24 protein-coding genes and 1 pseudogene are annotated in these 24,261 nt (G+C 70.5%); 17 read left to right on the forward strand and 8 right to left on the reverse strand.

Translation table 11 applies throughout. The features are described 5' to 3' along the window. Positions 1 to 40: 40 nt before the first annotated feature. A complete protein-coding gene (locus KUM44_RS25305) occupies positions 41 to 1,405 on the forward strand; it encodes a protein kinase (RefSeq protein ID WP_217211388.1) in 1,365 nt (454 codons plus the stop codon). A gap of 75 nt (positions 1,406 to 1,480) precedes the next feature. Beyond that, positions 1,481 to 1,738, forward strand: a pseudogene (locus KUM44_RS25310) (thymidine kinase); the annotation flags it as partial. Positions 1,739 to 1,811: 73 nt separating this feature from the next. Here KUM44_RS25310 and KUM44_RS25315 read toward each other — a convergent pair. Next, positions 1,812 to 2,615, reverse strand: coding sequence for a VOC family protein (locus tag KUM44_RS25315; protein ID WP_217211389.1), 804 nt, complete (start codon positions 2,613 to 2,615; stop codon positions 1,812 to 1,814). 285 nt (positions 2,616 to 2,900) lie between these two features. Between KUM44_RS25315 and KUM44_RS25320 the strand changes: the two genes are divergently transcribed. After that, complete coding sequence (locus KUM44_RS25320) at positions 2,901 to 3,761, forward strand: sulfurtransferase (protein ID WP_374202072.1); 861 nt, start codon at positions 2,901 to 2,903, stop codon at positions 3,759 to 3,761. A 92-nt stretch (positions 3,762 to 3,853) separates the two neighbouring features. Here the strand turns inward: KUM44_RS25320 and sepH are convergent, their stop codons facing one another. The 3 genes from sepH to KUM44_RS25335 form a co-directional block, all read right to left on the reverse strand. Beyond that, the gene (gene sepH / locus KUM44_RS25325; protein ID WP_217211391.1) at positions 3,854 to 4,891 is read right to left on the reverse strand and encodes a septation protein SepH; all 1,038 of its coding nucleotides are present in this window, start codon (positions 4,889 to 4,891) and stop codon (positions 3,854 to 3,856) included. 462 nt (positions 4,892 to 5,353) lie between these two features. Continuing rightward, positions 5,354 to 6,673: a D-arabinono-1,4-lactone oxidase gene (locus KUM44_RS25330; protein ID WP_217211392.1), complete on the reverse strand. Its 1,320-nt coding sequence runs from the start codon at positions 6,671 to 6,673 to the stop codon at positions 5,354 to 5,356. Beyond that, complete coding sequence (locus KUM44_RS25335; protein WP_217211393.1) at positions 6,633 to 7,871, reverse strand: MFS transporter; 1,239 nt, start codon at positions 7,869 to 7,871, stop codon at positions 6,633 to 6,635. The genes KUM44_RS25330 and KUM44_RS25335 overlap by 41 nt, the downstream gene beginning before the upstream one ends. A 191-nt stretch (positions 7,872 to 8,062) precedes the next feature. On the opposite strand from KUM44_RS25335, the gene KUM44_RS25340 reads away from it, so the two are divergent. Then, positions 8,063 to 9,190 carry a ferrochelatase gene (locus tag KUM44_RS25340; RefSeq protein WP_217211395.1) on the forward strand — a complete coding sequence of 376 codons (1,128 nt, stop codon included), beginning with the start codon at positions 8,063 to 8,065 and terminating at the stop codon, positions 9,188 to 9,190. Positions 9,191 to 9,198: 8 nt separating this feature from the next. Further along, complete coding sequence (locus KUM44_RS25345) at positions 9,199 to 10,032, forward strand: inositol monophosphatase family protein (RefSeq protein ID WP_217211397.1); 834 nt, start codon at positions 9,199 to 9,201, stop codon at positions 10,030 to 10,032. 107 nt (positions 10,033 to 10,139) lie between these two features. On the opposite strand, the gene KUM44_RS25350 is transcribed toward KUM44_RS25345, so the two are convergent. After that, on the reverse strand, positions 10,140 to 10,313 hold the full coding sequence (locus tag KUM44_RS25350) for a hypothetical protein (protein WP_217211399.1): 174 nt from the start codon (positions 10,311 to 10,313) through the stop codon (positions 10,140 to 10,142). Between the two features lie 416 nt (positions 10,314 to 10,729). Between KUM44_RS25350 and KUM44_RS25355 the strand changes: the two genes are divergently transcribed. From KUM44_RS25355 to KUM44_RS25370, 4 genes are all read left to right on the forward strand, one after another. Further along, positions 10,730 to 11,383 (forward strand): response regulator transcription factor, encoded by a 654-nt coding sequence (locus KUM44_RS25355; protein WP_007385219.1) that lies wholly within the window; start codon positions 10,730 to 10,732, stop codon positions 11,381 to 11,383. Positions 11,384 to 11,389: 6 nt separating this feature from the next. Further along, a complete protein-coding gene (locus KUM44_RS25360) occupies positions 11,390 to 12,622 on the forward strand; it encodes a HAMP domain-containing sensor histidine kinase (protein WP_217211401.1) in 1,233 nt (410 codons plus the stop codon). Between the two features lie 405 nt (positions 12,623 to 13,027). Further along, entirely contained in the window at positions 13,028 to 13,324 is a 297-nt protein-coding gene (locus KUM44_RS25365; RefSeq protein WP_005481602.1) for a DUF4193 domain-containing protein, read from the forward strand. A gap of 13 nt (positions 13,325 to 13,337) precedes the next feature. Beyond that, the gene (locus KUM44_RS25370) at positions 13,338 to 14,264 is read left to right on the forward strand and encodes an EcsC family protein (RefSeq protein WP_217211403.1); all 927 of its coding nucleotides are present in this window, start codon (positions 13,338 to 13,340) and stop codon (positions 14,262 to 14,264) included. A gap of 17 nt (positions 14,265 to 14,281) precedes the next feature. Here KUM44_RS25370 and KUM44_RS25375 read toward each other — a convergent pair whose 3' ends face one another. Further along, the gene (locus tag KUM44_RS25375) at positions 14,282 to 14,743 is read right to left on the reverse strand and encodes a DUF3093 domain-containing protein (protein ID WP_217211406.1); all 462 of its coding nucleotides are present in this window, start codon (positions 14,741 to 14,743) and stop codon (positions 14,282 to 14,284) included. Between the two features lie 110 nt (positions 14,744 to 14,853). On the opposite strand from KUM44_RS25375, the gene KUM44_RS25380 reads away from it, so the two are divergent. From KUM44_RS25380 to KUM44_RS25415, 8 genes are all read left to right on the forward strand, one after another. After that, positions 14,854 to 15,438, forward strand: coding sequence for a PaaI family thioesterase (locus tag KUM44_RS25380; protein WP_217211407.1), 585 nt, complete (start codon positions 14,854 to 14,856; stop codon positions 15,436 to 15,438). Beyond that, on the forward strand, positions 15,435 to 15,986 hold the full coding sequence (gene dut, locus KUM44_RS25385; protein ID WP_217211409.1) for a dUTP diphosphatase: 552 nt from the start codon (positions 15,435 to 15,437) through the stop codon (positions 15,984 to 15,986). Before KUM44_RS25380 ends, dut begins: the two co-directional genes overlap by 4 nt. A gap of 1 nt (position 15,987) precedes the next feature. Continuing rightward, positions 15,988 to 16,749 (forward strand): DUF3710 domain-containing protein, encoded by a 762-nt coding sequence (locus KUM44_RS25390; RefSeq protein ID WP_048580241.1) that lies wholly within the window; start codon positions 15,988 to 15,990, stop codon positions 16,747 to 16,749. 159 nt (positions 16,750 to 16,908) lie between these two features. Continuing rightward, positions 16,909 to 18,081 (forward strand): alginate lyase family protein, encoded by a 1,173-nt coding sequence (locus tag KUM44_RS25395; RefSeq protein WP_217211411.1) that lies wholly within the window; start codon positions 16,909 to 16,911, stop codon positions 18,079 to 18,081. Between the two features lie 135 nt (positions 18,082 to 18,216). After that, positions 18,217 to 20,790 carry a sensor histidine kinase KdpD gene (locus KUM44_RS25400; RefSeq protein WP_217211413.1) on the forward strand — a complete coding sequence of 858 codons (2,574 nt, stop codon included), beginning with the start codon at positions 18,217 to 18,219 and terminating at the stop codon, positions 20,788 to 20,790. Next, entirely contained in the window at positions 20,787 to 21,503 is a 717-nt protein-coding gene (locus tag KUM44_RS25405) for a response regulator (RefSeq protein ID WP_254390075.1), read from the forward strand. Before KUM44_RS25400 ends, KUM44_RS25405 begins: the two co-directional genes overlap by 4 nt. A gap of 20 nt (positions 21,504 to 21,523) precedes the next feature. Then, positions 21,524 to 21,922: an OB-fold nucleic acid binding domain-containing protein gene (locus tag KUM44_RS25410; RefSeq protein WP_217211415.1), complete on the forward strand. Its 399-nt coding sequence runs from the start codon at positions 21,524 to 21,526 to the stop codon at positions 21,920 to 21,922. Between the two features lie 3 nt (positions 21,923 to 21,925). After that, complete coding sequence (locus KUM44_RS25415) at positions 21,926 to 22,657, forward strand: DUF3159 domain-containing protein (protein ID WP_217211417.1); 732 nt, start codon at positions 21,926 to 21,928, stop codon at positions 22,655 to 22,657. A 198-nt stretch (positions 22,658 to 22,855) separates the two neighbouring features. Here KUM44_RS25415 and KUM44_RS25420 read toward each other — a convergent pair whose 3' ends face one another. Next, on the reverse strand, positions 22,856 to 23,533 hold the full coding sequence (locus KUM44_RS25420) for a TrkA family potassium uptake protein (RefSeq protein WP_062719493.1): 678 nt from the start codon (positions 23,531 to 23,533) through the stop codon (positions 22,856 to 22,858). Further along, positions 23,533 to 24,204, reverse strand: a complete 672-nt coding sequence (locus KUM44_RS25425) for a TrkA family potassium uptake protein (RefSeq protein ID WP_217211419.1) — start codon at positions 24,202 to 24,204, stop codon at positions 23,533 to 23,535. Before KUM44_RS25425 ends, KUM44_RS25420 begins: the two co-directional genes overlap by 1 nt. Positions 24,205 to 24,261 lie beyond the last annotated feature (57 nt).

Here is a 24,261-nt window from a genome sequence, read left to right on the forward strand (position 1 = left end):
GCGCCGCCCACGGACACCACTGCGCAGGAGCCGTCACCTCATGTCCCGACCGCCCACTGTCACCCTCACCCTCGTCAGCGGCCGCCTCGACCGCGGCGCCTACGTCTTCGATGAGCGCGGCACCTCCGTGGTCGGCCGCTCCGGGGACTGTTCACCGCAGCTGCCCAATGACGAACACCACCGCACCGTCTCCCGCCACCACTGCCTGCTGGACGTCAACCCGCCCGCCGTTCGCATCCGCGACCTCGGCAGTCTCAACGGCACGTACCTCAACGGCCGCAAGATCGGCCAGCGGGCGAAGGACGAGACCCCCGAGGAAGCCGCCGCCCAGACCTACCCCGAACACGACCTCACCGATGGTGACCGGATCAGGATCGGCGACACGGTCTTCCGCGTGGACATCCACGCCGAGGACACCGTCACCCGGGCCCGATGCGCCAGGTGCGGCCGCGACGTCGGCGACGAGGCGGGCTTCCTGCCGGGGGACTACCTCTGTGCCGCCTGCCAGGCCAGACCGGGCGCGATCCTCAGGATGCTTCTCGACCTGGCGCACCCCGGGCACGGCGAACTCGACGTCATCGCCGGATACACCCTCCTCCAGGAACTCGGCCGGGGCGGCATGGGTGTCGTCCATCTGGCCCGCCACGAGTCCTCCGGGAAGGAGGTGGCTCTGAAGGTGATGCTGCCGAGGGTGGCGACGCGTCCCGAGGCGCGGGAGCGCTTCCTGCGCGAAGCAGCGCTCACCAAGGCGCTGCGGCATCAGAACATCGCCGCGCTGGAGGGCGCCGGATACTGCGACGGCGTCTTCTTCTTCACCACCGAGTACTGCACCGGCGGCGGCCTGGACGCCCTCCTGCGGCGCGGCGGGGGGCGGCTGCCCGTGGACGAGGCCGTCGACCTCGCCGTTCAGGCGCTGCGGGGGCTGGAGGCCGCGCACGGCCAGGGCGTGGTCCACCGTGACCTCAGCCCTTCCAACATCCTGCTGCACCAAGCCCGAGACGGCTCCCTGACGGCGAAGATCAGCGACTTCGGTCTCGCCAAGGCCTTCGACCGGGCCGGGCTCAGCGGTCTCACCCGTACCGGGGACGCCATGGGCAAGCCCAGGTTCATGCCGGCCCGGCAGGTGACCAACTTCAAGGACGCCAAGCCCGGAGTGGATGTGTGGGCCCTCGCCGCCTGCCTGTACAACATGCTGACCGGGGTCTTCCCCCGGGACTTCCCGCACGGCGAGGACCCCTGGCGGATCGTCCTGGAATCCCCCGCGGTGCCGGTGCGCGAGCGTGAGCCGGAGGTGCCGCAGGCCCTCGCCGACGTGATCGACCGAGCGCTTCGGGAGGAACCGGAGTTCGGCTTCCACAGCGCGGCCGACCTGCGGCAGGCACTCCTTGACGCGACCAACGGCTGACGGGCGGTGGGTACCGGATCCGTTCCGCGGGCAGTTCGCGGTTCGTGGAAGGTGGCGTCGCGATCGGGGCCGGGTGGCCTCGCGGGCATGATCTTCACCCGTGACGACCGTGCGGGCGAGGGGAAGTTGTCCTCGCGGCTGGTCACGGATGCGGTGGAGGTCGAGGACGGACAGGACCTGTACGCGTATCTCGTCGACCACCTCTCGCAGGGCGGCCGCGCGGACTACGCCATCGCCGACGAGGCACAGTTCCTCGTGCCGGAGCAGCTCGACCAACTCGCCCGCGTGGTCGACGACCTGGGCATCGACGTGTACGCCTTCGGCATCACGACGTCCCCGGACGTCCTGCCGGTGCAGCCGGTCCGAGCCACGGCCGACACCGTGCCGACCCGCCCCCGGGCCCTGGTCAGCGTGGGTTCTGGATCAGCGAGAACCGGGCCCCCTCCGGGTCCGCCACCGTCGCCACACGGCCGTGGTCGCTGTCGTGGGCCGGTGTGAGGACATGACCGCCGAGGTCGGCGATGCGCGCCACCGTCTCGTCCGTGTCGGCGACTTCGAAGTACGTCATCCAGTGCGGGCCCCGGTCGCGCGGCAGGGCGGTGCCGACGCCGTGGATGCCGGCGACCGGGCGGCCGTCGATGTGCAGGGTGACGTAGTCGAAGTCGGGGGAGACCACCGGCTCCTCGTCATAGGCGAAGACGGTCTCGTAGAACTTGGCGACGTTGACCGACTCGAAGGTCAGCAGCTCGTTCCAGGCCGGGGTGCCGGGTACGCCGGTGACGGCGGTGCCGTGGTGCTCCGCCCCCTGCCAGATGCCGAAGACGGCGCCGGAGGGGTCGGAGCAGATCGCCATCCGGCCGGCCTCGGCGGCGTCCAGCGGGCCCACACCGACCGTCCCGCCGCACAGCCGTACGGTGTCGGCGGTCAGGTCCGCGTCGTTCGAGGCGAGGTAGGGCGTCCAGGCGATGGGGAGGTGGCGGTCGGGCGGCAGCTGGCCGATGCCGGCCACCTCGCGGCCGTTCAGCAGGGCCCGCACATAGGGGCCGAGCTGCTGGGGACCGGGCTGGAACTCCCAGCCGAACAGCGCCCCGTAGAACTCCTGGGTCGCGGCCGGCCCGTGCACCATCAGACTCACCCAGCAGGGCGTGCCGGGCCTGTGCCGAGCGTGCGTCTCGCCGTGCGGGCCGGCCGACCCCCGTGCCTCGGTCATCGTCACTCTCTCCTCGGCCCCTCGCGGTGGCCGCGTCGCTTGCGCTGTCCGGACCCCCGTGCCGATGCTCGCACCACCCGTGTCCACGCGCGCTGCGGGCACGCCGCCGCACGACGGCAGCTGCCCGGAGGGTGCCCGGTGTGCGATTTACGGCCCGTGTCCGTGCGATTGGCGGACGTCCAGCGGCTGTACAGCATGTGCCTGATCCCGTACGCCTCGTGATCGGACCGGTCCGGCCGAGCAGAGTAGCCGGACCTCGACGCTGCGGCCACCCCGTGCGCAAGGATGGTGACCATGAACGTCATCATCTCCGCATTCGAACTCGCGAGCGAGCTGACGGGCGAGAACCCGCCGGTGCTCCTCGACGTCCGCTGGCAGCTGAGCCTGGCCAAGTCGGCAGGTGAGCCGCCGTTCGACGGCCGCGTCGAGTACGAGGCCGGGCACATCCCCGGCGCGGTCTACGTGGACCTGGACCGGGAACTGGCCTCCGCACCCGGTGCGCACGGGCGCCACCCGCTGCCGGACCTGGCCGAATTCGGTGCGGCGATGCGCCGGTCGGGCGTGTCGTCCGGGACACCGGTGGTCGTGTACGACGGCGGACAGGGCTGGGCCGCGGCCCGGGCCTGGTGGCTGCTGCGCTGGACGGGGCACCCCGACGTGCGGGTCCTCGACGGCGGGCTGCCCACCTGGGAGGGACCGCTGGAGACGTCCGTACCGGCTCCGGCGGAGGGCGATTTCGAGCCGGCCCCGGCGGCGACGGGGCTCCTCGACGCCGACGGCGCCGCCGCGCTCGCCCGGTCCGGGCTGCTGCTGGACGCGCGGGCGGGGGAGCGGTACCGCGGCGAGGTCGAGCCGATCGACCGGGTCGGCGGCCACATCCCGGGCGCCGTCTCCGCGCCGACGAACGAGAACGTGGGCCCCGACGGCCGCTTCCTGCCCGCCGGGGAACTCGCGGACCGCTTCAAGTCCCTGGGAGCGTCCGAAGGTACGGAGATCGGCGTGTACTGCGGCTCGGGCGTGTCCGCCGCCCACCAGGTGCTCGCACTGGCCGCCGCGGGGATCCCCGCGGCGCTGTACGTCGGTTCGTGGTCGGAGTGGTCGTCGGACCCGTCCCGGCCGGTGGCCGTGGGGCCGGACCCGCAGTAGGGCGGCACAGCACGAGGGCCGCGTCGCAACCGACGCGGCCCTCGCCTCGTACGGCCGCGTCCGCTGCCGTACGACCGACTGCTCCTGCCTGTCTACTCCTGCTTCTTCCTGCGCGTCCCGAACACGATCTCGTCCCAGCTCGGGACGGCGGCCCGGCGGCCCGGGCGGACGCCGTCCGCTTCGGCCTGGCGGTCCGTGGCGCCGATCAGGCGATCACGGTGGCTGCCGACGGAGCGGGGCATGAGGACGTCCGCGTAGGCGGAACCGGCGGAGGCGGCCGGGGCGGGAGGTTCCTCCGCGACCGGCTCGGCCGGCGGCTCCTCCGCTTCGGGTTCCGACGGGCGTTCGGGCACCACCAGGTCACCGCGGAAGCTGGGCACCGCCTCCAGCAGGCTGGTCAGCGAGTCCCGTTCCTCCGTGGTCTCCTCGGCGGGTTCGGAGGCCTGGGCCGGCAGGCTCGGCCGTGCGGTGTCGAGAGCACGGTCCATCCCACGCTCGCGCGGAAGCCGGGCGATACGTGGCACGAACGGGAAGCTGGGCTCCGGCGCGGCGAGGTCCTCGGACTCGCCGATCAGCGAGCGAGCCTCCTCGTCGACGGCCTGCACGAGCCGCCGGGGCGGGTCGTACGTCCAGCTCGCCGAGTGCGGTTCGCCCGCCACCATGTAGACCAGCAGCACTTCCCAGGTACCGTCGTCGCGGCGCCACGAGTCCCACTGCACGCTGTCCTTGTCGGCGCCGCGCAGCAGCAACCGCTCCTGGACGGCCTCGCCGAGCTGCGGACCGGCGGCGTTCTCGCCGGGCCGGCGGACGGGAGTCTTACGGGCCCTCTCGGCCATGAACGCGCGCTCTGCGAGCACGGGGCCCTCGAAGCGCCGGACGCGGTCGACGGGGATGCCGGCGAGTTGGGCGACCTCTTCCGCGGTCGCACCAGCGCGTATACGCGCCTGGATGTCGCGGGGGCGGAGATGGCTCTCCACCTCGATCTCGATCTGGCCGAGGCGGGGACGGTCGCCGCGCACGGCGGCGCGCAGGCGTTCGTCGATCGGAAGGGTGTACTCCGTCGCGTCGGCAGCCTTCAGCACCAGCCGTGTGCCGTCATTGGAGACGGCCACGACACGCAGTTCGGGCATGGGGACCTCCCGGGTGGTGCCTGCCGACGTCACGTGCGTCGCTGCTTCCGCTAGTCGAGTGTGGCCTGCCCGGGTGCAGCCTGCCACAACCTTGCCGAGTTGCCCGGCGTGTCGGGCACGGGCCCTGGATCGCCGTTATGGCACGGTTACCTATTCGCAACGCTAAGTGACGAACTCCGTCACCCTGTGCAACTAGCCCCCTCCCGGCGGTCCTTGAAGGCCACGGACACCCAGGCGGGAGACCGGACCCAGGGCTCGCAACAGTACTCCATTTGGGCCACGTGCGTGGATTGGCACGCCGCCCGACTTCTGGCAAGAAGTATGACTCGGCCGTCGGTTGAGCGGTTTTCGGATCTTGGACGTGGCGTACTTCACCCAATCCGCAGAAACGGAACCAATGGGTTCCGCCATGCGCCGCGTGGGCCACGGGTCGGCCGGATCTGGCCGGCCGCATCCGGCCGGCTACGCCCCCAACACCCGCCGCAGGTAGTCGTTCTGGAACCGACGGTCTGGATCCAGCCTGTCCCGCAGTTCCGTGAACTCGCCGAAGCGCGGGTACACCTGCGCGAAGTACTCGGCGTCCCGCGTGTGCACCTTGCCCCAGTGCGGCCGTCCCTCGTGCGCGGTGAAGATCCGCTCAGCGGCGGTGAAGTACCGCTGGAACGGGGTGCCCTTGACCATGTGGACGGCGATGTACGCGCTGTCGCGGCCCGAGGCGGTGGAGAGCGTGATGTCGTCGGCCGGGGCGGTGCGTACCTCGACGGGGAAGCTGACCCTGAGGCCGGAGCGGTCGATCATGGCCTTCAGTTCGCGCAGCGTCTCGACGACGGCCTCGCGCGCGACGGCGTACTCCATCTCCACGAAACGCACGCGGCGCGGCGATGTGAAGACCTTGTAGGGGATGTCGGTGTACGTCCGAGCGGACAGCGCCTTGCTGGAGACCTGGGCGATGGCGGGGATGGTGGCGGGCACCGCCCGGCCGACCCACTGGGCGACCTGGAAGACTCCGTTGGAGAGGAACTCGTCCTCGATCCAGCCCTGGAGCTGCGACACCGGCTTCTCCGGGCCCGCGCTGCGGTTGTTGCGCTTGGTGTTGGTGTTGCCGGTGTGCGGGAACCAGTAGAACTCGAAGTGCTCGTTCCCCGCCCACAGTTCGTCGAAGTCCGCCAGGACCCGGTCGAACGGCATCGGCTCCTCGCGCGCGGAGAGCAGGAAGAGGGGCTCCACGGCGAAGGTGATCGCGGTGACGATGCCCAGGGCGCCGAGGCCGATCCGGGCCGCCGCGAACACTTCCGGGTTCTCCTTCTCGGAGCACGTCAGCACCGAGCCGTCGGCTGTGACCAGCTCCAGCGCCTTGATCTGGGCGGCGATCGACGCCGAGTCGCGGCCCGTACCGTGCGTGCCGGTGCTGGTGGCGCCGGAGACCGTCTGCTCCATGATGTCGCCCATGTTCGTGAGCGACAGACCCTCACGCGCGAGGGCCATGTTGAGCCGCTTGAGCGGGGTGCCGGCCTCGACCGTGACCGTCATGGCGTCCCGGTCCACCTTGCGTATGCCGGTCAAGAGTTGAGGACGGATCAACACACCGTCGGTCGCGGCAATGGACGTGAACGAGTGCCCGCTGCCGACCGCCTTCGCGGGCAGACCGTCCTCGGCGGCCCGGCGTATCGCCGCTGCCAGCTCCTCGACGGAGGCCGGAGTGACCTCGCGCGCGGGGCGGGCGGCGATGTTGCCGCCCCAGTTACGCCACGTGCCGTTCCTGCCGCTCGCTGTGCTGCTCAACGGTGCCTCCCCGACGCGGAGCCGGCCTGCTGAGCCGGCGGTACCCCAGGAAACCGACCGCGACCGCGACGGCCCCGGACACCGCCGGAACCCCGTACCCGGCGTCCGCACCGGCGGCGTCGATCACCCAGCCGGCCGCGGAGGAGCCGAGCGCGACCCCGACCGCGAGCCCGGTGCTCACCCAGGTCATGCCCTCGGTCAGTTGCGCGCGTGGTACGTGCTCTTCGATCAGGGACATGGTGGTGATCATCGTGGGAGCGACCGCCATGCCCGAGACGAACAGCGCCACGGCCAGAAACGGCAAGTTTCCGACCAGTAGGAGGGGGATCATACTCACGGCCATCGCGCATATGCCCAGCAGCCAACGAGGTTCGGGCGCCCCCTTGAAGCGCAACAGCCCGAAGACGAGGCCCGCCCCGCAGGAGCCCGCCGCGTACAGCGCGAGGACCACGCTCGCGGCGCCCTTGTGACCCTGCTCGTCCGCGAAGGCCACCGTGACCACGTCGACGGACCCGAAGATCGCTCCGGTCGCCACGAAGGTCGCCACCAGGACCTGAAGCGCCGGGGCCTTCAGAGCCGAGCTGCCGCCCTGCTTCTCACGCGGGTGAGGCGCCGGCTCGGTGGCCCGCTGGGCGGTCAGCCAGAAGACACCGACCGCCAGGAAGCACCCGGCGAGCAACGGCCCGGCCTCCGGGAACCACGCCGTGGACAGGCCGATGGAGATGATCGGCCCGAAGATGAAGCACACCTCGTCGATCACGGACTCGAAGGAGTACGCGGTGTGCAGCTGCGGCGTCTCCCGGTACAGCGCGGCCCAGCGGGCGCGGGTCATCGCCCCGACGCTGGGCACGCACCCGATGCCGACGCAGGCCACGAACAGCACCCAGTCCGGCCACCCGTAGTGCGCGGCGAACAGCAGCAGGCTCCCCGCCACGAGCGAGATCAGCGTCGCCGGACGCAGCACCCGTCGCTGCCCGTACTGGTCGACCAGCCGTGAGACCTGCGGCCCCGCCACCGCGGCGGCCAGCGCGATGGTGGCCGACAGCGCGCCGGCGAGGCCGTACCGGCCGGTCAGCTGGGAGATCATCGTGACCACGCCGATGCCCATCATCGACAGCGGCATCCGGCCGAGGAAGCCCGCGGCGGAGAAGCCCTTGGTGCCAGGGGCGGCGAACAGGGCGCGGTAGGGGCTCGGCACGGGGGTCTCCGGTCAGGCGGAAGCAGCGGGGCTGCGGGCGGCGGGGGTACGAGGGTCACTCGTAAGGCGTGTGGATGGCCGATACAGCTTACGAGTGAGGTGACCCCAATGCACCAGGCCGGACGTAACGGGAACCCGGGTGGTCACCCCACCGTTCCCCGGCTGTCAGTACCGGATGACAGGATCGACCCATGCCAGACGCGCGCGATGCCCACCCCTACGACGCCCTGCTCCTGCTCTCCTTCGGGGGCCCCGAGGGCCCGGACGACGTGATCCCCTTCCTGGAGAACGTCACCCACGGGCGGGGCATCCCCAAGGAACGCCTGAAGGAAGTCGGCGAGCACTACTTCCTGTTCGGCGGCGTCAGCCCCATCAACGACCAGAACCGCGCCCTGCTGGACGCCCTCCGCAAGGACTTCGCCGAGCACGGCCTGGATCTGCCGGTCTACTGGGGCAACCGCAACTGGGCGCCCTACCTGACGGACACCCTGCGCGAGATGGTCGCCGACGGCCGCCGCCGCATCCTCGTCCTCGCCACCAGCGCCTACGCCTCCTACTCGGGCTGCCGCCAGTACCGCGAGAACCTCGCCGACTCGCTCGCCGCCCTGGAGGCCGAGGGCCTGGAGCTGCCGAGGGTCGACAAGCTGCGGCACTATTTCAACCACCCCGGTTTCCTGGAGCCGATGACCGACGGCGTCCTCGCGTCCCTCGCCGACCTCCCTGAGGACATCCGGGACGGCGCCCACATCGCGTTCTCGACCCACTCGATCCCGAACGCGTCCGCGGACACCTCCGGCCCCGTGGAGGACCACGGCGAGGGCGGCGCGTACGTCGAGCAGCACCTGGACGTCGCCCAGCTGATCGCCGACGCCGTCCGCGAGCGCACCGGTGTCGACCACCCCTGGCAGCTCGTCTACCAGTCCCGCTCCGGCGCCCCGCACATCCCGTGGCTCGAGCCCGACATCTGCGACCACTTGGAGGAGCGCCACTCGGCCGGCGTTCCGGCGGTGGTGATCTCGCCCATCGGCTTCGTCTCCGACCACATGGAGGTCCTCTACGACCTCGACACCGAGGCCAAGGCCAAGGCCGAGGAGCTGGGTCTGCCGATGCGCCGCTCGGCCACCGTCGGCGACGACCCGCGGTTCGCCGCCGCGATCCGCGACCTCGTCCTGGAACGCGCCGCCGTGGAGCGCGCGGAGGAGGTCACGCCCTGCGCCCTCGGCGAGCTCGGCGCGAGCCACAACATCTGCCCGGTGGGCTGCTGCCCCGCCCGCGCGCCCAAGCCCGCCGCGGCGGGCGCCGACAGCCCCTACGCGTGAGGAGCCCCGTGACCGACGTGAGCGACGCACCCGACCCTCTGCACTCGGAACTGCTCGGACTGGCCCAGGAGGCCGCCCTCCGCGCGGGCGAGCTGCTGCGCGACGGCCGTCCGGCCGACCTCGCCGTCGCGGCGACCAAGTCGAGCCCGATCGACGTGGTCACCGAGATGGACATCGCGGCGGAGAAGCTGATCACGACTCTGATCGCAGAGCACCGCCCGGACGACGGGTTCCTCGGCGAGGAAGGCGCCTCCACCGAGGGCACCAGCGGCGTCCGCTGGGTGATCGACCCCCTGGACGGCACGGTCAACTACCTCTACGGACTGCCGACCTGGTCCGTGTCCATCGCCGCCGAGCAGGACGGCGAGACCGTCGTCGGTGTCGTGGCCGCCCCGATGCGCGGCGAGACGTACCACGCGGTGCGCGGTGGCGGCGCCTGGGCCAGGGGAGCGTGGGAGGGCGAGCGCAGGCTCAGCTGCCGCCCCACGGCCCCCCTGGAGCAGGCCCTGGTCTCGACCGGCTTCAACTACGTCACCGAGGTCCGCACCCATCAGGCCGACGTCGCCCAGCGGCTGATCCGCCTCCTGCGCGACATCCGACGCGGCGGCTCGGCCGCGATCGACCTCTGCGACCTGGCGGCGGGCCGCCTGGACGGCTACTACGAGCGGGGGCTCAACGCGTGGGACGTGGCCGCGGGGGACCTGATCGCACGGGAGGCGGGTGCGCTGACGGGCGGACGGCCCGGGGAGCGGCCGTCACGGGATCTGACGGTGGCTGCTACGCCGGGGGTTTTCGAGCCGTTGCAGGGGTTGCTGGAGGAGTTCGGGGCATGGCACGACTGAGAGGGACGGGGCGAGGGCTCACGGCCCGTTCGCGGACGTCGGCCGGGTGAACCAACAGGCCCCCGGCGCTGGATTCGCCGGGGGCCTGCTGTTGGTCTGCGAGCTGGTCAGACGCTAGACGCGCCGACTTCCACACCGTGCTCGGCGGCGAGGCGCCGCAGGTCGTCGAGCTCGCCCTGCTCCACCTCGACGAGGAAGTCGTCGCCCTCGTCACGAGCGCGCGTCAGGTCGGTCTCGGTCGCCCTTATGCGCTGCAGAAGTCCTGCGGTGAATGCGTCCATGCTGCGCCCCCTCGTCCTGGTCGTGGGTCGATGGCACGGGGGTGTGCCGTTCGGAAGGGACGATCACGTCTCCAGTGGATGCCCAGCGCTGCCCAGGCCGGGCGGCGACGGTGCCGGACACCCACACCCGCTCTGCGGAAAGCGGATCGCCGTGTACCGCTTGGTGCTGCGGCACAAGCAGAGCGTGATCGCGGGGTGTACAAGCCGTCCTCCCCCCGCTCTCTTCCGCGGAAACCTCAACCGGAAGAGAAAATCTCGCATTCCCGGGCTTCATACCTGTCCCTCATGGGCCGCTCACCCGTCTTACCGCCGACTTATGACCGAAAAGGGCAGGATGGAGGCCGAGACACCCGACGAACACCTGCCCGCGAGCGAGGACCAGCGCTACGCGGGTGGACACAGGAAGGACAAGCGACGTGCGCGTACTCGTCGTCGAGGACGAGCAACTGCTCGCCGATGCGGTGGCCACCGGACTGCGCCGGGAGGCCATGGCCGTCGACGTCGTGTACGACGGTGCGGCCGCCCTGGAGCGCATCGGCGTCAACGACTACGACGTGGTCGTCCTCGACCGCGACCTCCCGCTGGTGCACGGCGACGACGTGTGCCGCAAGATCGTCGAGCTGGGCATGCCCACGCGCGTGCTGATGCTCACGGCTTCCGGCGACGTCAGCGACCGGGTCGAAGGGCTGGAGATCGGCGCCGACGACTATCTCCCCAAGCCCTTCGCCTTCAGCGAGCTGACGGCACGCGTGCGTGCCCTCGGCCGCCGTACGAGCGTTCCGCTGCCGCCCGTCCTGGAGCGCGCCGGCATCAAGCTCGACCCCAACCGCCGCGAGGTCTTCCGCGACGGCAAGGAGGTGCAGCTCGCGCCGAAGGAGTTCGCGGTCCTGGAGGTGCTGATGCGCAGCGAGGGCGCGGTCGTCTCCGCCGAGCAACTGCTGGAGAAGGCCTGGGACGAGAACACCGACCCGTTCACGAACGTGGTGCGGGTGACCGTCATGACGCTGCGCCGCAAGCTCGGGGAACCGCCGGTGATCGTCACCGTGCCCGGTTCCGGCTACCGGATCTGATACCCCATGGCCGCGACACCCGCGCCTCCGCAGGCGCCCCCGAAACCCACCTGGGACCCCCGCAAGGGGGAGCCCGCCTTTCCGTGGCTGCGTCCCACCATCCGGATACGGCTCACGCTGCTGTACGGCGGCATGTTCCTGATCGCCGGGATCCTGCTGCTGTCGATCATCTACTTGCTGGCGGCCCAGGCGCTGCACGTGGGCAGCGACCTGCCCTTCAGGATCGCGGAGGGCAAGGTCACCAGCAATGTCTGCGACCTGCCGTCGAGTGCCACCCCCGAGGTGTTCAACGACGCGATGAACTCCTGCGTCAACGAGCAGCGTCGGCACGCCCTTGACGACCTCCTCAGCCGCTCCCTCCTGGCCCTCCTCGGCCTCGCCATCATCGCCTTCGCCTTCGGCTACGCCATGGCCGGCCGTGTGCTGTCGCCGCTGGGCCGGATCACCCGGACCGCGCGTGCGGTGGCGGGCTCGGATCTGTCCCGTCGTATCGAACTGGACGGTCCGGACGACGAGCTCAAGGAGCTGGCCGACACCTTCGACGAGATGCTGGAGCGGTTGCAACGGGCCTTCACGGCGCAGCAGCGTTTCGTGGGCAACGCCTCGCACGAGCTGCGCACCCCGCTCGCGATCAACCGCACGCTCCTGGAGGTGCATCTGTCGGACCCGGGCGCGCCGGTGGAGCTCCAGCAGCTCGGCAAGACGCTGCTGGCCACCAACGAGCGCAGCGAGCAGCTGGTCGAGGGCCTGCTGCTGCTCGCCCGCAGCGACAACCAGATCGTCGAGCGCAAACCCGTGGACCTCGCGGAGGTGGCCGAGCAGGCCGTCGACCAGGTGCACGCGGAGGCCCATGCCAAGGGCGTGCTGATCCGCGGCGAGCAGAAGCCCGCGGTCGTCCAGGGCAACGGCGTGCTGCTGGAGCGGATCGCGCTGAACCTGGTGCAGAACGCCGTCCGGTACAACATCCCGGAGGGCGGCTGGGTCGAGGTCACCACCGACGTCCAGCACGGGCAGGCGGTCCTGATCGTCGCCAACACCGGGCCGGTGGTGCCGGCGTATGAGATCGACAATCTGTTTGAGCCGTTCCGGCGCTTGCGTACGGAACGCACGGGCAGCGACAAGGGCGTGGGCCTGGGGCTGTCCATCGTGCGGTCGGTGGCGCGGGCGCACGGCGGGCACATCTCGGCTCAACCACGAGAGGGCGGCGGTCTCGTGATGCGCTTCGCCCTGCCGATCTGAGATCATGTGCGCCGATACCCGGCAGGTACACGGGGATGTTCGCTTTGCGCGGAATTTTCTGGGCACTCGGCGAACACTCTCGTGTGTGATCGATCACAAGGGCGGTTTTCCGGCCATCTACTCTCCGTGATCATGAGACCTGTCGGAAAGCCGGGAAAATCCGGGTTTTCGAGGGTCTTGATCACGGGAAGTACACGGTGAGACGCCTTTGAACTGCGGCATTAGGACCGTGTACGGTCCCGTTCGCCATCCAAGCCGATCACTCTTGAGGAGTTCGGTTGGGTGTCGATTGAGTAACAGACCTTGATGTGAGGCAAAATCTCCGCCTCGGGTCGGGCACAAGTCCGGCCTCTCACGCGTTACGTGCGCTGGAGACACCGCAGACACCCAGAGGGGGAGAGCGACATGGCAACGGATTACGACACCCCACGCAAGACCGACGACGACGTCGACTCGGACAGCCTTGAAGAGCTGAAGGCCAGGCGGAACGACAAGTCGACGTCCGCTGTGGACGTCGACGAGTTCGAGGCCGCCGAAGGCCTGGAGCTGCCCGGCGCGGACCTCTCGAACGAGGAGTTGGCCGTCCGGGTGCTGCCGAAGCAGCAGGACGAGTTCACCTGCATGAGCTGCTTCCTGGTGCACCACCGCAGCCAGCTGGCCCGCGAGAAGAACGGTCAGCCGATCTGCCGCGACTGCGACTGAGGTCGGGTCGGGCATGACTGGCTCGACCCCTCCTTGGAAGCGCCGCTCCCGACCGTCGGGAGCGGACGAAGGGCCGTCCGACGGCCTGTACGGCGCGCGTGACGACGAGCGGGGCTCATCCGGTCCGGGAGCCTCGCTCGAACCGATGTCCGGGGCAGACCTTCCGGCGCCCGCGGCCGTTCCCGCGCCCGTCGCCCGACGGAGGACCGCGGTGATCCGGGAGAAGGCCCGGGAAGGTGTCCGTAAGGGCGGCAGCCGCGCCAGAGCGGGCCTCGGGTACCTGGCGGACCGGATCATCGAGAACGCCCCGCGGATCCCCGTACGCGACCTCGCGACCCTTCGCCGGCAGTTCCCCGGCCTCGGGCCCGAGCAACTCGCCGACAAGCTCGTGGCGGGCGCGGCGAACGCGAGCTCGACGGTCGGCGCGGGAGTCGGTGCGGCGGCGATGCTGCCCGTGCCACCCGCGATGCCGACGGAGCTGGCCGCCGAGATCACCGGTGTCGCGGCGATCGAGCTGAAGCTGATCGCCGAACTGCACGAGGTGTACGGCGTACGCCCGCCCGGAAACCTCAAGCAGCGCAGCACCGCGTATCTGACCTCGTGGTCCGAGGAGCGCGGCATCGACCCGATGAAGCCGGCGACGATAAACGCCGCTCTCGGTGGGCAGATGAAGCGTGAGTTGCGTCAGCAGATCATGAAGCGCACCGTCCGCAACCTGCCGAACCTGATGCCCTTCATGGTGGGGGCCGCCGTGGGCGCGGTCATGAACCGCCGTGACACCAAGAGACTCGCGGCACGCGTGCGTGCGGACCTGCGCAAGGTCCGGGTGCCCTGGGACGAACTGCCCCAACTGCCGCCCCTGGAACGCCCTGCGCAACCGCTGGAGATGGGTGACATCGTGCGGGACCTCGGGCGCGGGACGCTCGGTCCGGACCGGTGAAGCCCCGCTCGGGTGTGCTAGGCCGAGGCCTTGGCCGCCTCGATCGCCTGCGCCAGCCGCTCCGGCTCACGGGTCGAAAGGTAGAGGTACGGAGTCGGGTCCTCGGGGTCGGTGACCTCCACGCGCAGGGCCGTGGGGATGTAGGCGCGCAGGAGGAGGAAGGCGCGGGTGTCGGCCTTGTGGGTGCGCCAGGCGCGGGCCTCCTCGGGGTCCAGGACATGCGCCTCGCCCAGGGCCCGCACCGGGATCTTCGCCTCGCCGGCGATCAGTGAACCGCCTACCACGCGAATGCGCAGCGAGCCGTACGAGCTGGCCACGACGGCCGCAGCGGCGGTGCCGCCGACCAGGCCGCCGAGCATGGGCAGCGTGCCGAACGGCAGAAGGATCAGGGCCAGGGAGACCCCGACCAGGAACGAGACCAGCCACCAGGAGCGCGGGGCGGTGAGCCGTTCTTCGTACGGGGCGGCGGAGAGCTGCATGGAGCCAAGCTTGGCACGGTGTCCTACTGCGACCAGCGTCAGGGGTCGGCGCGAAGCGCCGTCAGGGAGGGCTGCGGCGGGAGACGGGCGGGCGGGTAAGGTCTGCGGCTGTGAGTGGTACTTCAGCAGCGCTCAAGCCGCCGGCCGACGCCGTGAAACCGGCCCGTCACCCCGATGCTCCCGCACCCGGTGAGCTCCTCGGCGCGCACTACGGCGAGTGTTTCGGCTGCGGCGGCGAGCAGGCCCACGGGCTGCATCTGGAGGCGCGAGCCGGGGACGGCGTCAGCATCACGGCCGAGTTCACCGTGCAGCCCGCCCATCAGGGCGCGCCCGGCCTGGCGCACGGCGGGGTGCTCGCGACCGCCCTCGACGAGACCCTCGGCTCGCTGAACTGGCTGCTGCGCACGATCGCCGTGACCGGGCGGCTGGAGACCGACTTCGTGCGGCCGGTGCCCGTGGGCACGGTGCTGTATCTGGAGGCCGAGGTGACGGCGGTGGCGGGCCGCAAGATCTACTCCACCGCCACCGGGCGGATCGGCGGCTCCGACGGGCCCGTCGCCGTCCGTGCCGACGCCCTCTTCATCGAGGTGAAGGTCGACCACTTCATCGACAACGGCCGCCCGGAGGAGATCAGGGCCGCCATGAACGACCCGGACCAGGTCCGGCGTGCCCGTGCCTTCGAGGTGAACCCGTGAGCCGTGCCCCCCTGAACGTGCTGATCCGGCGCCTCGACCCGGACGTACCGCTGCCGGAGTACGCGCACCCCGGTGACGCGGGAGCCGATCTGCGCACCACCGAGTCACGCGAACTGAAGCCGGGGGAGCGGGCCGTACTGCCCACCGGGGTGTCTGTCGCCCTCCCGGAGGGGTACGCGGCGTTCGTGCACCCCCGGTCCGGTCTCGCCGCCCGCCTAGGTGTCGCCCTCGTGAATGCCCCGGGGACGGTTGATGCCGGGTACCGTGGGGAGATCAAGGTGATCGTGGTGAATCTCGACCCGCATGAGACCGTGCGGTTCGAGCGCTTCGACCGGATTGCCCAACTGGTCGTCCAGCAGGTCGAGAGGGTCCGCTTCCAGGAGGTCGCGGAGCTTCCCGATTCGGCACGGGCCGCAGGGGGCTTCGGGTCCACCGGCGGGCATGCCGCGGTGGGCGGCACAAGCGATACAAGCGATGAGGCCGCCGATGGCGGCGCAACGGGTGGGAATCGATACGCTTCGGTCGTATCCGACCGGGAAGGACAGTGACGTGTTCGGACGTCGCAAGAAGAAGGGTGCCGCCGAGGACGCGGCCGGCGAGCCCGAGCAGGTCGTCGACAGTGTCGACACTGAGGCGGACGACGACGGTGAGCGCGAGCGCGTGAGGCTGGAGCCGGAGCCGCGGCCCGACGGGCCCTGGGACAGCTCCGAGGTCCGTGAGCCCGGCGAGGGCAGGGTCGACCTGGGCGGCCTGTTGGTGCCGGGCGTCGACGGCATGGAACTGCGCGTGGAGGTCGCGGGCGACGCGATCGTCGCGGCGACCGTCGTGCTGCGCGACAGCGCCATCCAGCTCCAGGCCTTCGCCGCGCCCAAGCGCGAGGGCATCTGGGGCGAGGTACGCGAGGAGATCGGCTCCGGCATCACCCAGCAGGGTGGCATCATCGACGAGGTCGAGGGTCCGCTCGGCTGGGAGCTGCGGGCCCAGGTGCCGGTTCAGCTGCCGGACGGCACCGGTGGTTTCCAGGTCGTGCGGTTCGTCGGTGTGGACGGTCCCCGCTGGTTCCTGCGCGGTGTGATCTCGGGCCAGGGCGCGGTGCAGCCGCAGGCAGCCGGTCTGCTCGAGCAGATCTTCCGGGACACGGTCGTGGTTCGCGGCGAGGGCCCGATGGCTCCCCGTGACCCGATCGTCCTGAAGCTGCCGAACGACGCCCAGATGGTCCCCGAGGGCGTCCAGCAGGAGGAGGCGGGTTCGCGCTTCTCCGGCGGCATGGGCCAGCTCCAGCGCGGCCCGGAGATCACCGAGGTTCGCTGAGGGTCGTAGAAACATCAGGGCCGTACCCCTCAGGGGTGCGGCCCTTTCTCGTGCGTGAACTCTTGACGGCGCATTGGTCTGTACCTACCGTCTGCGGCCAACGCGTCTGTTCATAAAGGCGCTTCGCGTTCATATACGAGAACGGAAGGCCCCCCACGCATGCGCAGAACCGCACTCTTCGCGGCCGCGGCCGCCCTCGTCGCCGGTGTCCTCGCCTGGCCCACCGGAGCCGGCGCCGCTCCCGCCGCCTTCGTCCACCCCGGAGTCACCGTCTCCCAGGGGCAGTTGGACTTCACCCGCTCCAAGGTCAACGCCGGCGCCCAGCCCTGGAAGGGCGCCTTCGACCGGATGATGGTGAGCAAGTACGCCGATCTGAACCGCACCCCCAAGCCCCGCGCGGTCGTCGAGTGCGGCTCGTACTCGAACCCCAACCACGGCTGCACCGACGAGCGCGAGGACGCGACGGCCGCCTACACCCAGGCCCTCGCCTGGTACATCACCCGCGACGAGCGGCACGCGCGGAAGGCCATCGAGCTGATGGACGCCTGGTCCGCGGTGATCAGGGACCACACCAACAGCAACGCGCCCCTCCAGACGGGCTGGGCCGGCTCCTCCTGGCCCAGGGCGGCCGAGATCATCAAGTACACGTACACCGGGAACTGGGCGAACTCCGGCCGGTTCGCGACCATGCTCCGCTCCGTCTATCTGCCCGAGATCGTCAACGGCTCGAACTCCAACGGCAACTGGGAGCTGTCGATGATGGAGGCCGCCGTCGGCATCTCGGTCTTCCTCGAGGACAAGGCGTCGTACGACAAGGCCATGGCGAAGTTCCGCACCCGCACCGCCGCCTACGTCTACCTGTCCTCCGACGGCGAGCTGCCGAAGACCGTGCCGAGCCAGAACCTCGACACCCGCGAGAAGATCGTCAACTACTGGCAGGGGCAGTCCACCTTCGTCACCGGCCTCACCCAGGAGACCTGCCGCGACCTCACCCACACCGGCTACGGCATCTCCGCCATCTCCCACGTCGCGGAGACCAGCCGGATCCAGGGGCAGGACCTGTACGGCACCGACGTCGGTGAGCGGCTGCGGCACGCGCTCGGGTTCCAGGCCAGGTACGAGCTCGGTACGGCCGTGCCCAGCTGGCTGTGCCGCGGCTCGCTGAAGCTCGGGCTCGGTCCGGTCACCGAGGTCGGGCACAACGCCCTGGCCAACCGTCTCGGCCACGCCATGACCAACACCGAGACCCTGACCGTGCGCAACCGTCCTGCCGGCAGCAACAACCTCTTCGTCGCCTGGGAGACCCTCACCCACGGCGACAACCCCGGCTGAGATCCACGGGGGCGGCGGGAGCGTCAGAGTTGCGTCAAAGACGCTCCCGCCACCGCACCCGGCCCCATTTGTCGCGATTATTGGCCGTAAGGTCGACGCTGCGTAGGCAGCAGTGGCCGGAACACAATGAGGACCATGGGACGCGGCAAGCTTCGGATCTACCTCGGTGCGGCACCGGGCGTCGGCAAGACGTACGCGATGCTGTCCGAGGCGCACCGCCGCATCGAGCGGGGCACCGACTGCGTGGTCGCCTTCGTGGAGCACCACGAGCGGCCGCGCACCGAGGTGATGCTGCACGGGCTCGACCAGGTCCCGCGCAGGTGGCTGGAGTACCGGGGGAGCGCCTTCACCGAGATGGACGTGGACGCCGTCCTGGCCAGGCGTCCCCAGGTGGCGCTCGTCGACGAACTCGCCCACACCAACATCCCCGGCTCCCGCAACGCCAAGCGCTGGCAGGACGTGGAGGAGCTGCTGGCGGCGGGTATCGACGTGATATCGACCGTCAACATCCAGCATCTGGAGTCCCTCGGTGACGTCGTCGAGTCCATCACCGGCGTACGGCAGCAGGAGACCGTGCCGGACGAGGTGGTGCGCCGGGCCGACCAGATCGAGCTGGTCGACATGTCGCCCCAGGCGCTGCGGCGGCGCATGGCGCACGGCAACATCTACCGGCCCGACAAGGTCGACGCGGCCCTGTCGAACTACTTCCGGCCCGGCAACCTGACCGCGCTGCGTGAGCTGGCGCTGCTGTGGGTGGCGGACCGGGTCGACGAGTATCTGAAGCAGTACCGCAGCGAGCACCGCGTGTCGAAGATCTGGGGTTCGCGGGAGCGGATCGTGGTCGGGCTGACCGGCGGTCCCGAGGGGCGGACCCTGATCCGCCGGGCTGCCCGGCTCGCGGAGAAGGGCGCCGGCGGGGAGGTAATGGCCGTCTACATCGCCCGCAGCGACGGACTGACCTCCGCCTCGCCGAAGGAGCTCGCCGTCCAGCGCACCCTCGTCGAGGACCTGGGCGGAACGTTCCACCATGTCGTCGGCGACGACATCCCGGCCGCCCTGCTCGACTTCGCGCGCGGTGTGAACGCCACCCAGATCGTCCTCGGCTCCTCGCGCCGCCGAAGCTGGCAGTACGTCTTCGGACCGGGCGTGGGCGTGACCGTCGCCCGGGACTCGGGTCCCGACCTCGACGTGCACATCGTCACGCACGAGGAGGCCGCCAAGGGGCGTGGACTGCCCGTGGCCAGGGGAGCCCGTCTCGGCCGGCCCCGGATCCTCTGGGGCTGGTTCACCGGCGTCGCCGGCCCGGTGCTGCTCACCCTGCTGCTGACCCACATCGACGCCGACCTCGGTCTCGCGAACGACATGCTGCTGTTCCTGACCCTGACGGTGGCCGCGGCCCTGCTCGGCGGGCTCTACCCCGCCCTGTCCTCCGCGGCGGTCGGCTCACTGCTGCTCAACTGGTACTTCACCCCGCCCCTGCACCGCATCTCGATCGCCGACCCGAAGAACCTGCTCGCCCTGGTGATCTTCGTCCTGGTGGCGGTCGCGGTCGCCTCCGTGGTCGACCTCGCCGCCCGCCGAACCCACCAGGCGGCACGGCTGCGCGCCGAGTCGGAGATCCTGTCGTTCCTCGCGGGCAACGTCCTGCGCGGCGAGACCGGCCTGGAGGAGCTGCTGGAACGGGTCCGCGAGACCTTCGGCATGGAGTCGGCGGCCCTGCTGGAGCGCGAGAGCGACGTCGACCCATGGACGCGCGCGGGCGAGGCGGGCCGCGGACGGGCGCCGCAGCGGCCGGAGGACGCGGACGTCGACGTACCGGTCGGCGACCACATGGCGCTCGCGCTGACCGGCCGTGTGCTGCCCGCCGAGGACCGCCGGGTGCTCGCCGCCTTCGCCGCCCAGGCCGCCGTGGTCCTGGACCGGCGCCGGCTCCAGGAGGAGGCCGACCAGGCCAAGGAGCTGGCCGAGGGCAACCGCATCCGTACGGCGCTGCTGGCCGCCGTCAGCCACGACCTCCGTACGCCGCTCGCGGGCATCAAGGCGGCGGTCTCCTCGCTGCGGTCCGACGACGTGGCCTGGTCGGAGGAGGACGAGGCCGAGCTGCTGGCGGGCATCGAGGAGGGCGCCGACCGGCTGGACCACCTGGTCGGGAACCTCTTGGACATGTCCCGGCTCCAGACCGGTACGGTCACGCCGCTGATCAGGGAGATCGACCTCGACGAGGTGGTGCCGATGGCGCTGGGCGGGGTGCCGGACGGAAGCGCCGAGCTGGACATCCCGGAGACGCTGCCCATGGTCGCCGTGGACCCCGGGCTGCTGGAGCGGTCGGTGGCCAACCTGGTCGAGAACGCCGTCAAGTACAGCCCGGACGACAGCAGGGTCCTGGTGGCCGCCAGCGCCCTCGCGGACCGCGTCGAGGTCCGGGTGGTCGACCGCGGGCCGGGCGTCCCGGACGACGCCAAGGAACGTATCTTCGCGCCCTTCCAGCGCTACGGCGACGCCCCGCGCGGCGCGGGAGTCGGTCTCGGACTCGCGGTCGCCCGCGGGTTCGCCGAGGCGATGGGCGGCACACTGAACGCCGAGGACACCCCCGGGGGCGGTCTCACCATGGTGCTCACCGTGCGGGCGGCGGGATCGCGCGCGGAGCTTGTCGAAGAGGGGGGCGTGCCAGTGGAGCACCCCGTGGAACCAGAAAGGCAGACCACATGATGAGCCCGACCACGGGGACTCCCCAGACCCCCACCAGGGTTCTGGTGATCGACGACGAGCCGCAGATCGTGCGCGCCCTCGTGATCAACCTCAAGGCCCGCAGGTACGAGGTCGACGCGGCCCACGACGGGGCCACCGCCCTCGAACTCGCCACTACCCGCCACCCCGACGTGGTCGTCCTCGACCTCGGACTGCCCGACATGGACGGCGTCGAGGTCATCCGGGGCCTGCGGGGCTGGACCCGGGTGCCGATCCTGGTGCTGTCCGCCCGGCACTCCTCCGACGAGAAGGTCGAGGCGCTGGACGCGGGCGCGGACGACTACGTCACCAAGCCCTTCGGCATGGACGAACTGCTCGCCCGGCTGCGGGCCGCCGTACGCCGCGCCGAACCCACCGGGGGCGGCGAGGACGACGTGATGGTGGAGACCGAGGAGTTCACCGTCGACCTGGCCGCCAAGAAGGTCAACCGGGGCGGGAAGGACGTACGGCTGACCCCCACGGAATGGCATCTGCTGGAGGTGCTCGTCCGCAATACGGGACGTCTCGTCAGTCAGCGGCAACTGCTTCAGGAGGTGTGGGGACCGTCATACGGGACGGAGACGAACTATCTGCGGGTCTACATGGCCCAGCTGCGCAGGAAACTGGAGGCCGACCCGTCGCATCCCCGGCACTTCGTCACCGAGCCTGGGATGGGCTATCGGTTCGAGAAGTGATGCCCGGTAGGCTTCAGGACATGAGTGCTGTTCCTCGTTCCGAAAAGTCGGTGGGCCGGTTCCGGCGCATGCTCGACCGGCTCTCCTCGTCGCAGGAGGACCTGGAGTCCGAGGAGCTGCGTGAGGACGCCGAGACGGCCGGCTGTATCAAGATCGGTGACTGCCGTGACCGACAGATAGTGACCGTTACTGGTACCTTGCGCACGGTCACCCTGCGGCCTCGCGCGGGCGTTCCGGCCCTGGAGGCCGAGCTGTTCGACGGCTCCGCCGCGCTGGACGTGGTGTGGCTCGGCAGGCGCTCCATAGTCGGGATAGAGCCGGGGCGCCGGCTGATCGCATCGGGCCGGGTCTCCATGAGCCGGGGCCGCCGCGTGCTGTTCAACCCGAAATACGAACTGAGACCCCTCGGACGGGAGTAGCCGGTGACGTCGCTCGACAAGCCGACTGAAGACACCACCGACACCACCGCGAACGCCGAGCACGACGCCCGGGCGGTAACCGAGGCCGCCCTGTTCGAGGCCTTCGGCGGCATGCGCGGCATGATCGAGACGGTGCTGCCGGGTCTGCTCTTCGTCACCATCTACACGATCAACAAGGACCTGCACCTCTCGGCCATCGCCGCGCTCGCGGTGTCCCTGGTGCTAGTGGTCGTACGCCTGGTGATGCGGGACACCGTCAAGCACGCGTTCAGCGGCGTCTTCGGCGTCGCCTTCGGTGTCGTGTTCGCGATGATGACGGGCAACGCGAAGGACTTCTATCTGCCCGGCATGCTCTACACGCTGGGGCTGGGGCTCGCGTACATCATCACGACGCTGTGCGGGGTGCCGCTGATCGGGTTGATCCTCGGGCCGGTGTTCAAGGAGAACCTCTCCTGGCGTACACGCAATCCCGGGCGCAAGAAGGCGTACGCGAAGGCCAGTTACGCGTGGGGCGCGATCCTGCTCGCCAAGTGCGCGATCCTCTTCCCGCTGTACTGGTGGGCGGACACGACCCAGCTGGGCTGGGTGCTCGTCGCGCTGAAGATCCCGCCGTTCCTGCTGGCCGTGTGGCTGACGTGGGTGTTCCTCGCGAAGGCGCCCGCGCCGATCGACGTGTTCGCGGAGATGGAGGCCGAGGAGAAGGCGCGGGAGGCTGCCGCTCGGTCCGGCGAATAGGTACCCGGCGTTGCTGTGACCGTCCCTGGGGGCCGCCGCCCCCAGACCCCCGCTTCGGCCTGAACGGCCTCGTCCTCGAACGCCGGACGGGCTGGATGTGCCGACCGGCGCTGAAATGTGAAGGGCGCCCCTGAGACCGAAATGTGAAGGGCGCCCTGAGATCCTCGGGGCGCCCTTCGTCGTAGTCCCTCGAAGGACTCAGCTCGCCGTGTCCTCCCGGCGTACCGACAGCAGGTCCTCCAGCTGCTCCTCGCGGGCCTGCGCGGCCACGAAGAGGAGTTCGTCGCCGGCCTCCAGGGAGTCCTCGCGGGACGGGGTGAGGACGCGGGTGCCGCGGATGATGGTGACCAGGGAGGTGTCCTGGGGCCACTCGACATCGCCGACCTGGGTGCCGGCCAGGGCCGACTCCTCCGGCAGGGTCAGCTCCACGAGGTTCGCGTCGCCGTGGCTGAAGCGGAGCAGACGGACCAGGTCGCCGACGCTCACCGCCTCCTCGACCAGGGCCGACATCAGACGCGGGGTGGAGACGGCCACGTCCACGCCCCAGGACTCGTTGAACAGCCACTCGTTCTTGGGGTTGTTCACCCGGGCGACGACGCGCGGGACGCCGTACTCCGTCTTGGCCAGGAGCGACACGACCAGGTTGACCTTGTCGTCGCCCGTCGCGGCGATCACCACGTTGCAGCGCTGAAGTGCCGCCTCGTCCAGGGACGTGATCTCGCAGGCGTCGGCCAGCAACCACTCCGCCTGCGGGACCCGCTCGACCGAGATGGCGGTCGGCGCCTTGTCGATGAGCAGGACCTCGTGGCCGTTCTCCAGCAGTTCGCCCGCGATGGAGCGACCCACCGCGCCGGCACCGGCAATGGCGACCCTCATCAGTGACCGCCCTCCTCTTCGGGACCCTTGGCGAACGCCGCCTCGACCTTGTCGACCTCGTCGGTGCGCATCATGACGTGCACCAGGTCGCCCTCCTGCAACACCGTCTGCGAGGTGGGCAGGATCGCCTCGCCGAGCCGGGTCAGGAACGCCACGCGGACGCCCGTCTCCTCCTGGAGCCTGCTGATCTTGTGGCCCACCCAGGCCGTGGACGTGTGCACCTCGGCGAGCTGGACGCCGCCGGTGGGATCCCGCCACAGCGGCTCGGCGCCCGAGGGCAGCAGACGGCGCAGCATCTGGTCGGCCGTCCAGCGGACCGTGGCCACCGTGGGGATGCCGAGGCGCTGGTAGACCTCGGCGCGGCGGGGGTCGTAGATCCGGGCCGCGACGTTCTCCACGCCGAACATCTCGCGGGCCACGCGCGCGGAGATGATGTTCGAGTTGTCCCCGCTGGAGACGGCGGCGAAGGCGCCGGCCTCCTCGATGCCCGCCTCGCGCAGGGTGTCCTGGTCGAAGCCGACGCCGGTGACCCGGCGGCCTCCGAAGCCGGGGCCCAGGCGGCGGAACGCGGTGGGGTCCTGGTCGATCACGGCGACCGTGTGCCCCTGTTGCTCCAGGGTCTGGGCAAGAGCGGAACCCACCCTTCCGCAACCCATGATGACGATGTGCACGGTCTTACCCCGCACTCCTCGTTAGGCGTCTGACTTGCGTGAACGTGGTGCTCATAT

This window comes from Streptomyces sp. AC550_RSS872, assembly GCF_019049285.1.
Taxonomy (GTDB): Bacteria; Actinomycetota; Actinomycetes; order Streptomycetales; family Streptomycetaceae; genus Streptomyces.

What these genes read in the sequence shown, in the direction of transcription:
- KUM44_RS25305 (WP_217211388.1), top strand. Translation starts at nt 41, where the DNA reads ATGTCCCGACCGCCCACTGTCACCCTCACCCTCGTCAGCGGCCGCCTC.
- KUM44_RS25315 (WP_217211389.1), bottom strand. Translation starts at nt 2,615, where the DNA reads ATGACCGAGGCACGGGGGTCGGCCGGCCCGCACGGCGAGACGCACGCT.
- KUM44_RS25320 (WP_374202072.1), top strand. Translation starts at nt 2,901, where the DNA reads ATGGTGACCATGAACGTCATCATCTCCGCATTCGAACTCGCGAGCGAG.
- sepH (WP_217211391.1), bottom strand. Translation starts at nt 4,891, where the DNA reads ATGCCCGAACTGCGTGTCGTGGCCGTCTCCAATGACGGCACACGGCTG.
- KUM44_RS25340 (WP_217211395.1), top strand. Translation starts at nt 8,063, where the DNA reads ATGCCAGACGCGCGCGATGCCCACCCCTACGACGCCCTGCTCCTGCTC.
- KUM44_RS25350 (WP_217211399.1), bottom strand. Translation starts at nt 10,313, where the DNA reads ATGGACGCATTCACCGCAGGACTTCTGCAGCGCATAAGGGCGACCGAG.
- KUM44_RS25360 (WP_217211401.1), top strand. Translation starts at nt 11,390, where the DNA reads ATGGCCGCGACACCCGCGCCTCCGCAGGCGCCCCCGAAACCCACCTGG.
- KUM44_RS25365 (WP_005481602.1), top strand. Translation starts at nt 13,028, where the DNA reads ATGGCAACGGATTACGACACCCCACGCAAGACCGACGACGACGTCGAC.
- KUM44_RS25370 (WP_217211403.1), top strand. Translation starts at nt 13,338, where the DNA reads ATGACTGGCTCGACCCCTCCTTGGAAGCGCCGCTCCCGACCGTCGGGA.
- KUM44_RS25375 (WP_217211406.1), bottom strand. Translation starts at nt 14,743, where the DNA reads ATGCAGCTCTCCGCCGCCCCGTACGAAGAACGGCTCACCGCCCCGCGC.
- KUM44_RS25395 (WP_217211411.1), top strand. Translation starts at nt 16,909, where the DNA reads ATGCGCAGAACCGCACTCTTCGCGGCCGCGGCCGCCCTCGTCGCCGGT.
- KUM44_RS25400 (WP_217211413.1), top strand. Translation starts at nt 18,217, where the DNA reads ATGGGACGCGGCAAGCTTCGGATCTACCTCGGTGCGGCACCGGGCGTC.
- KUM44_RS25405 (WP_254390075.1), top strand. Translation starts at nt 20,787, where the DNA reads ATGATGAGCCCGACCACGGGGACTCCCCAGACCCCCACCAGGGTTCTG.
- KUM44_RS25410 (WP_217211415.1), top strand. Translation starts at nt 21,524, where the DNA reads ATGAGTGCTGTTCCTCGTTCCGAAAAGTCGGTGGGCCGGTTCCGGCGC.
- KUM44_RS25420 (WP_062719493.1), bottom strand. Translation starts at nt 23,533, where the DNA reads ATGAGGGTCGCCATTGCCGGTGCCGGCGCGGTGGGTCGCTCCATCGCG.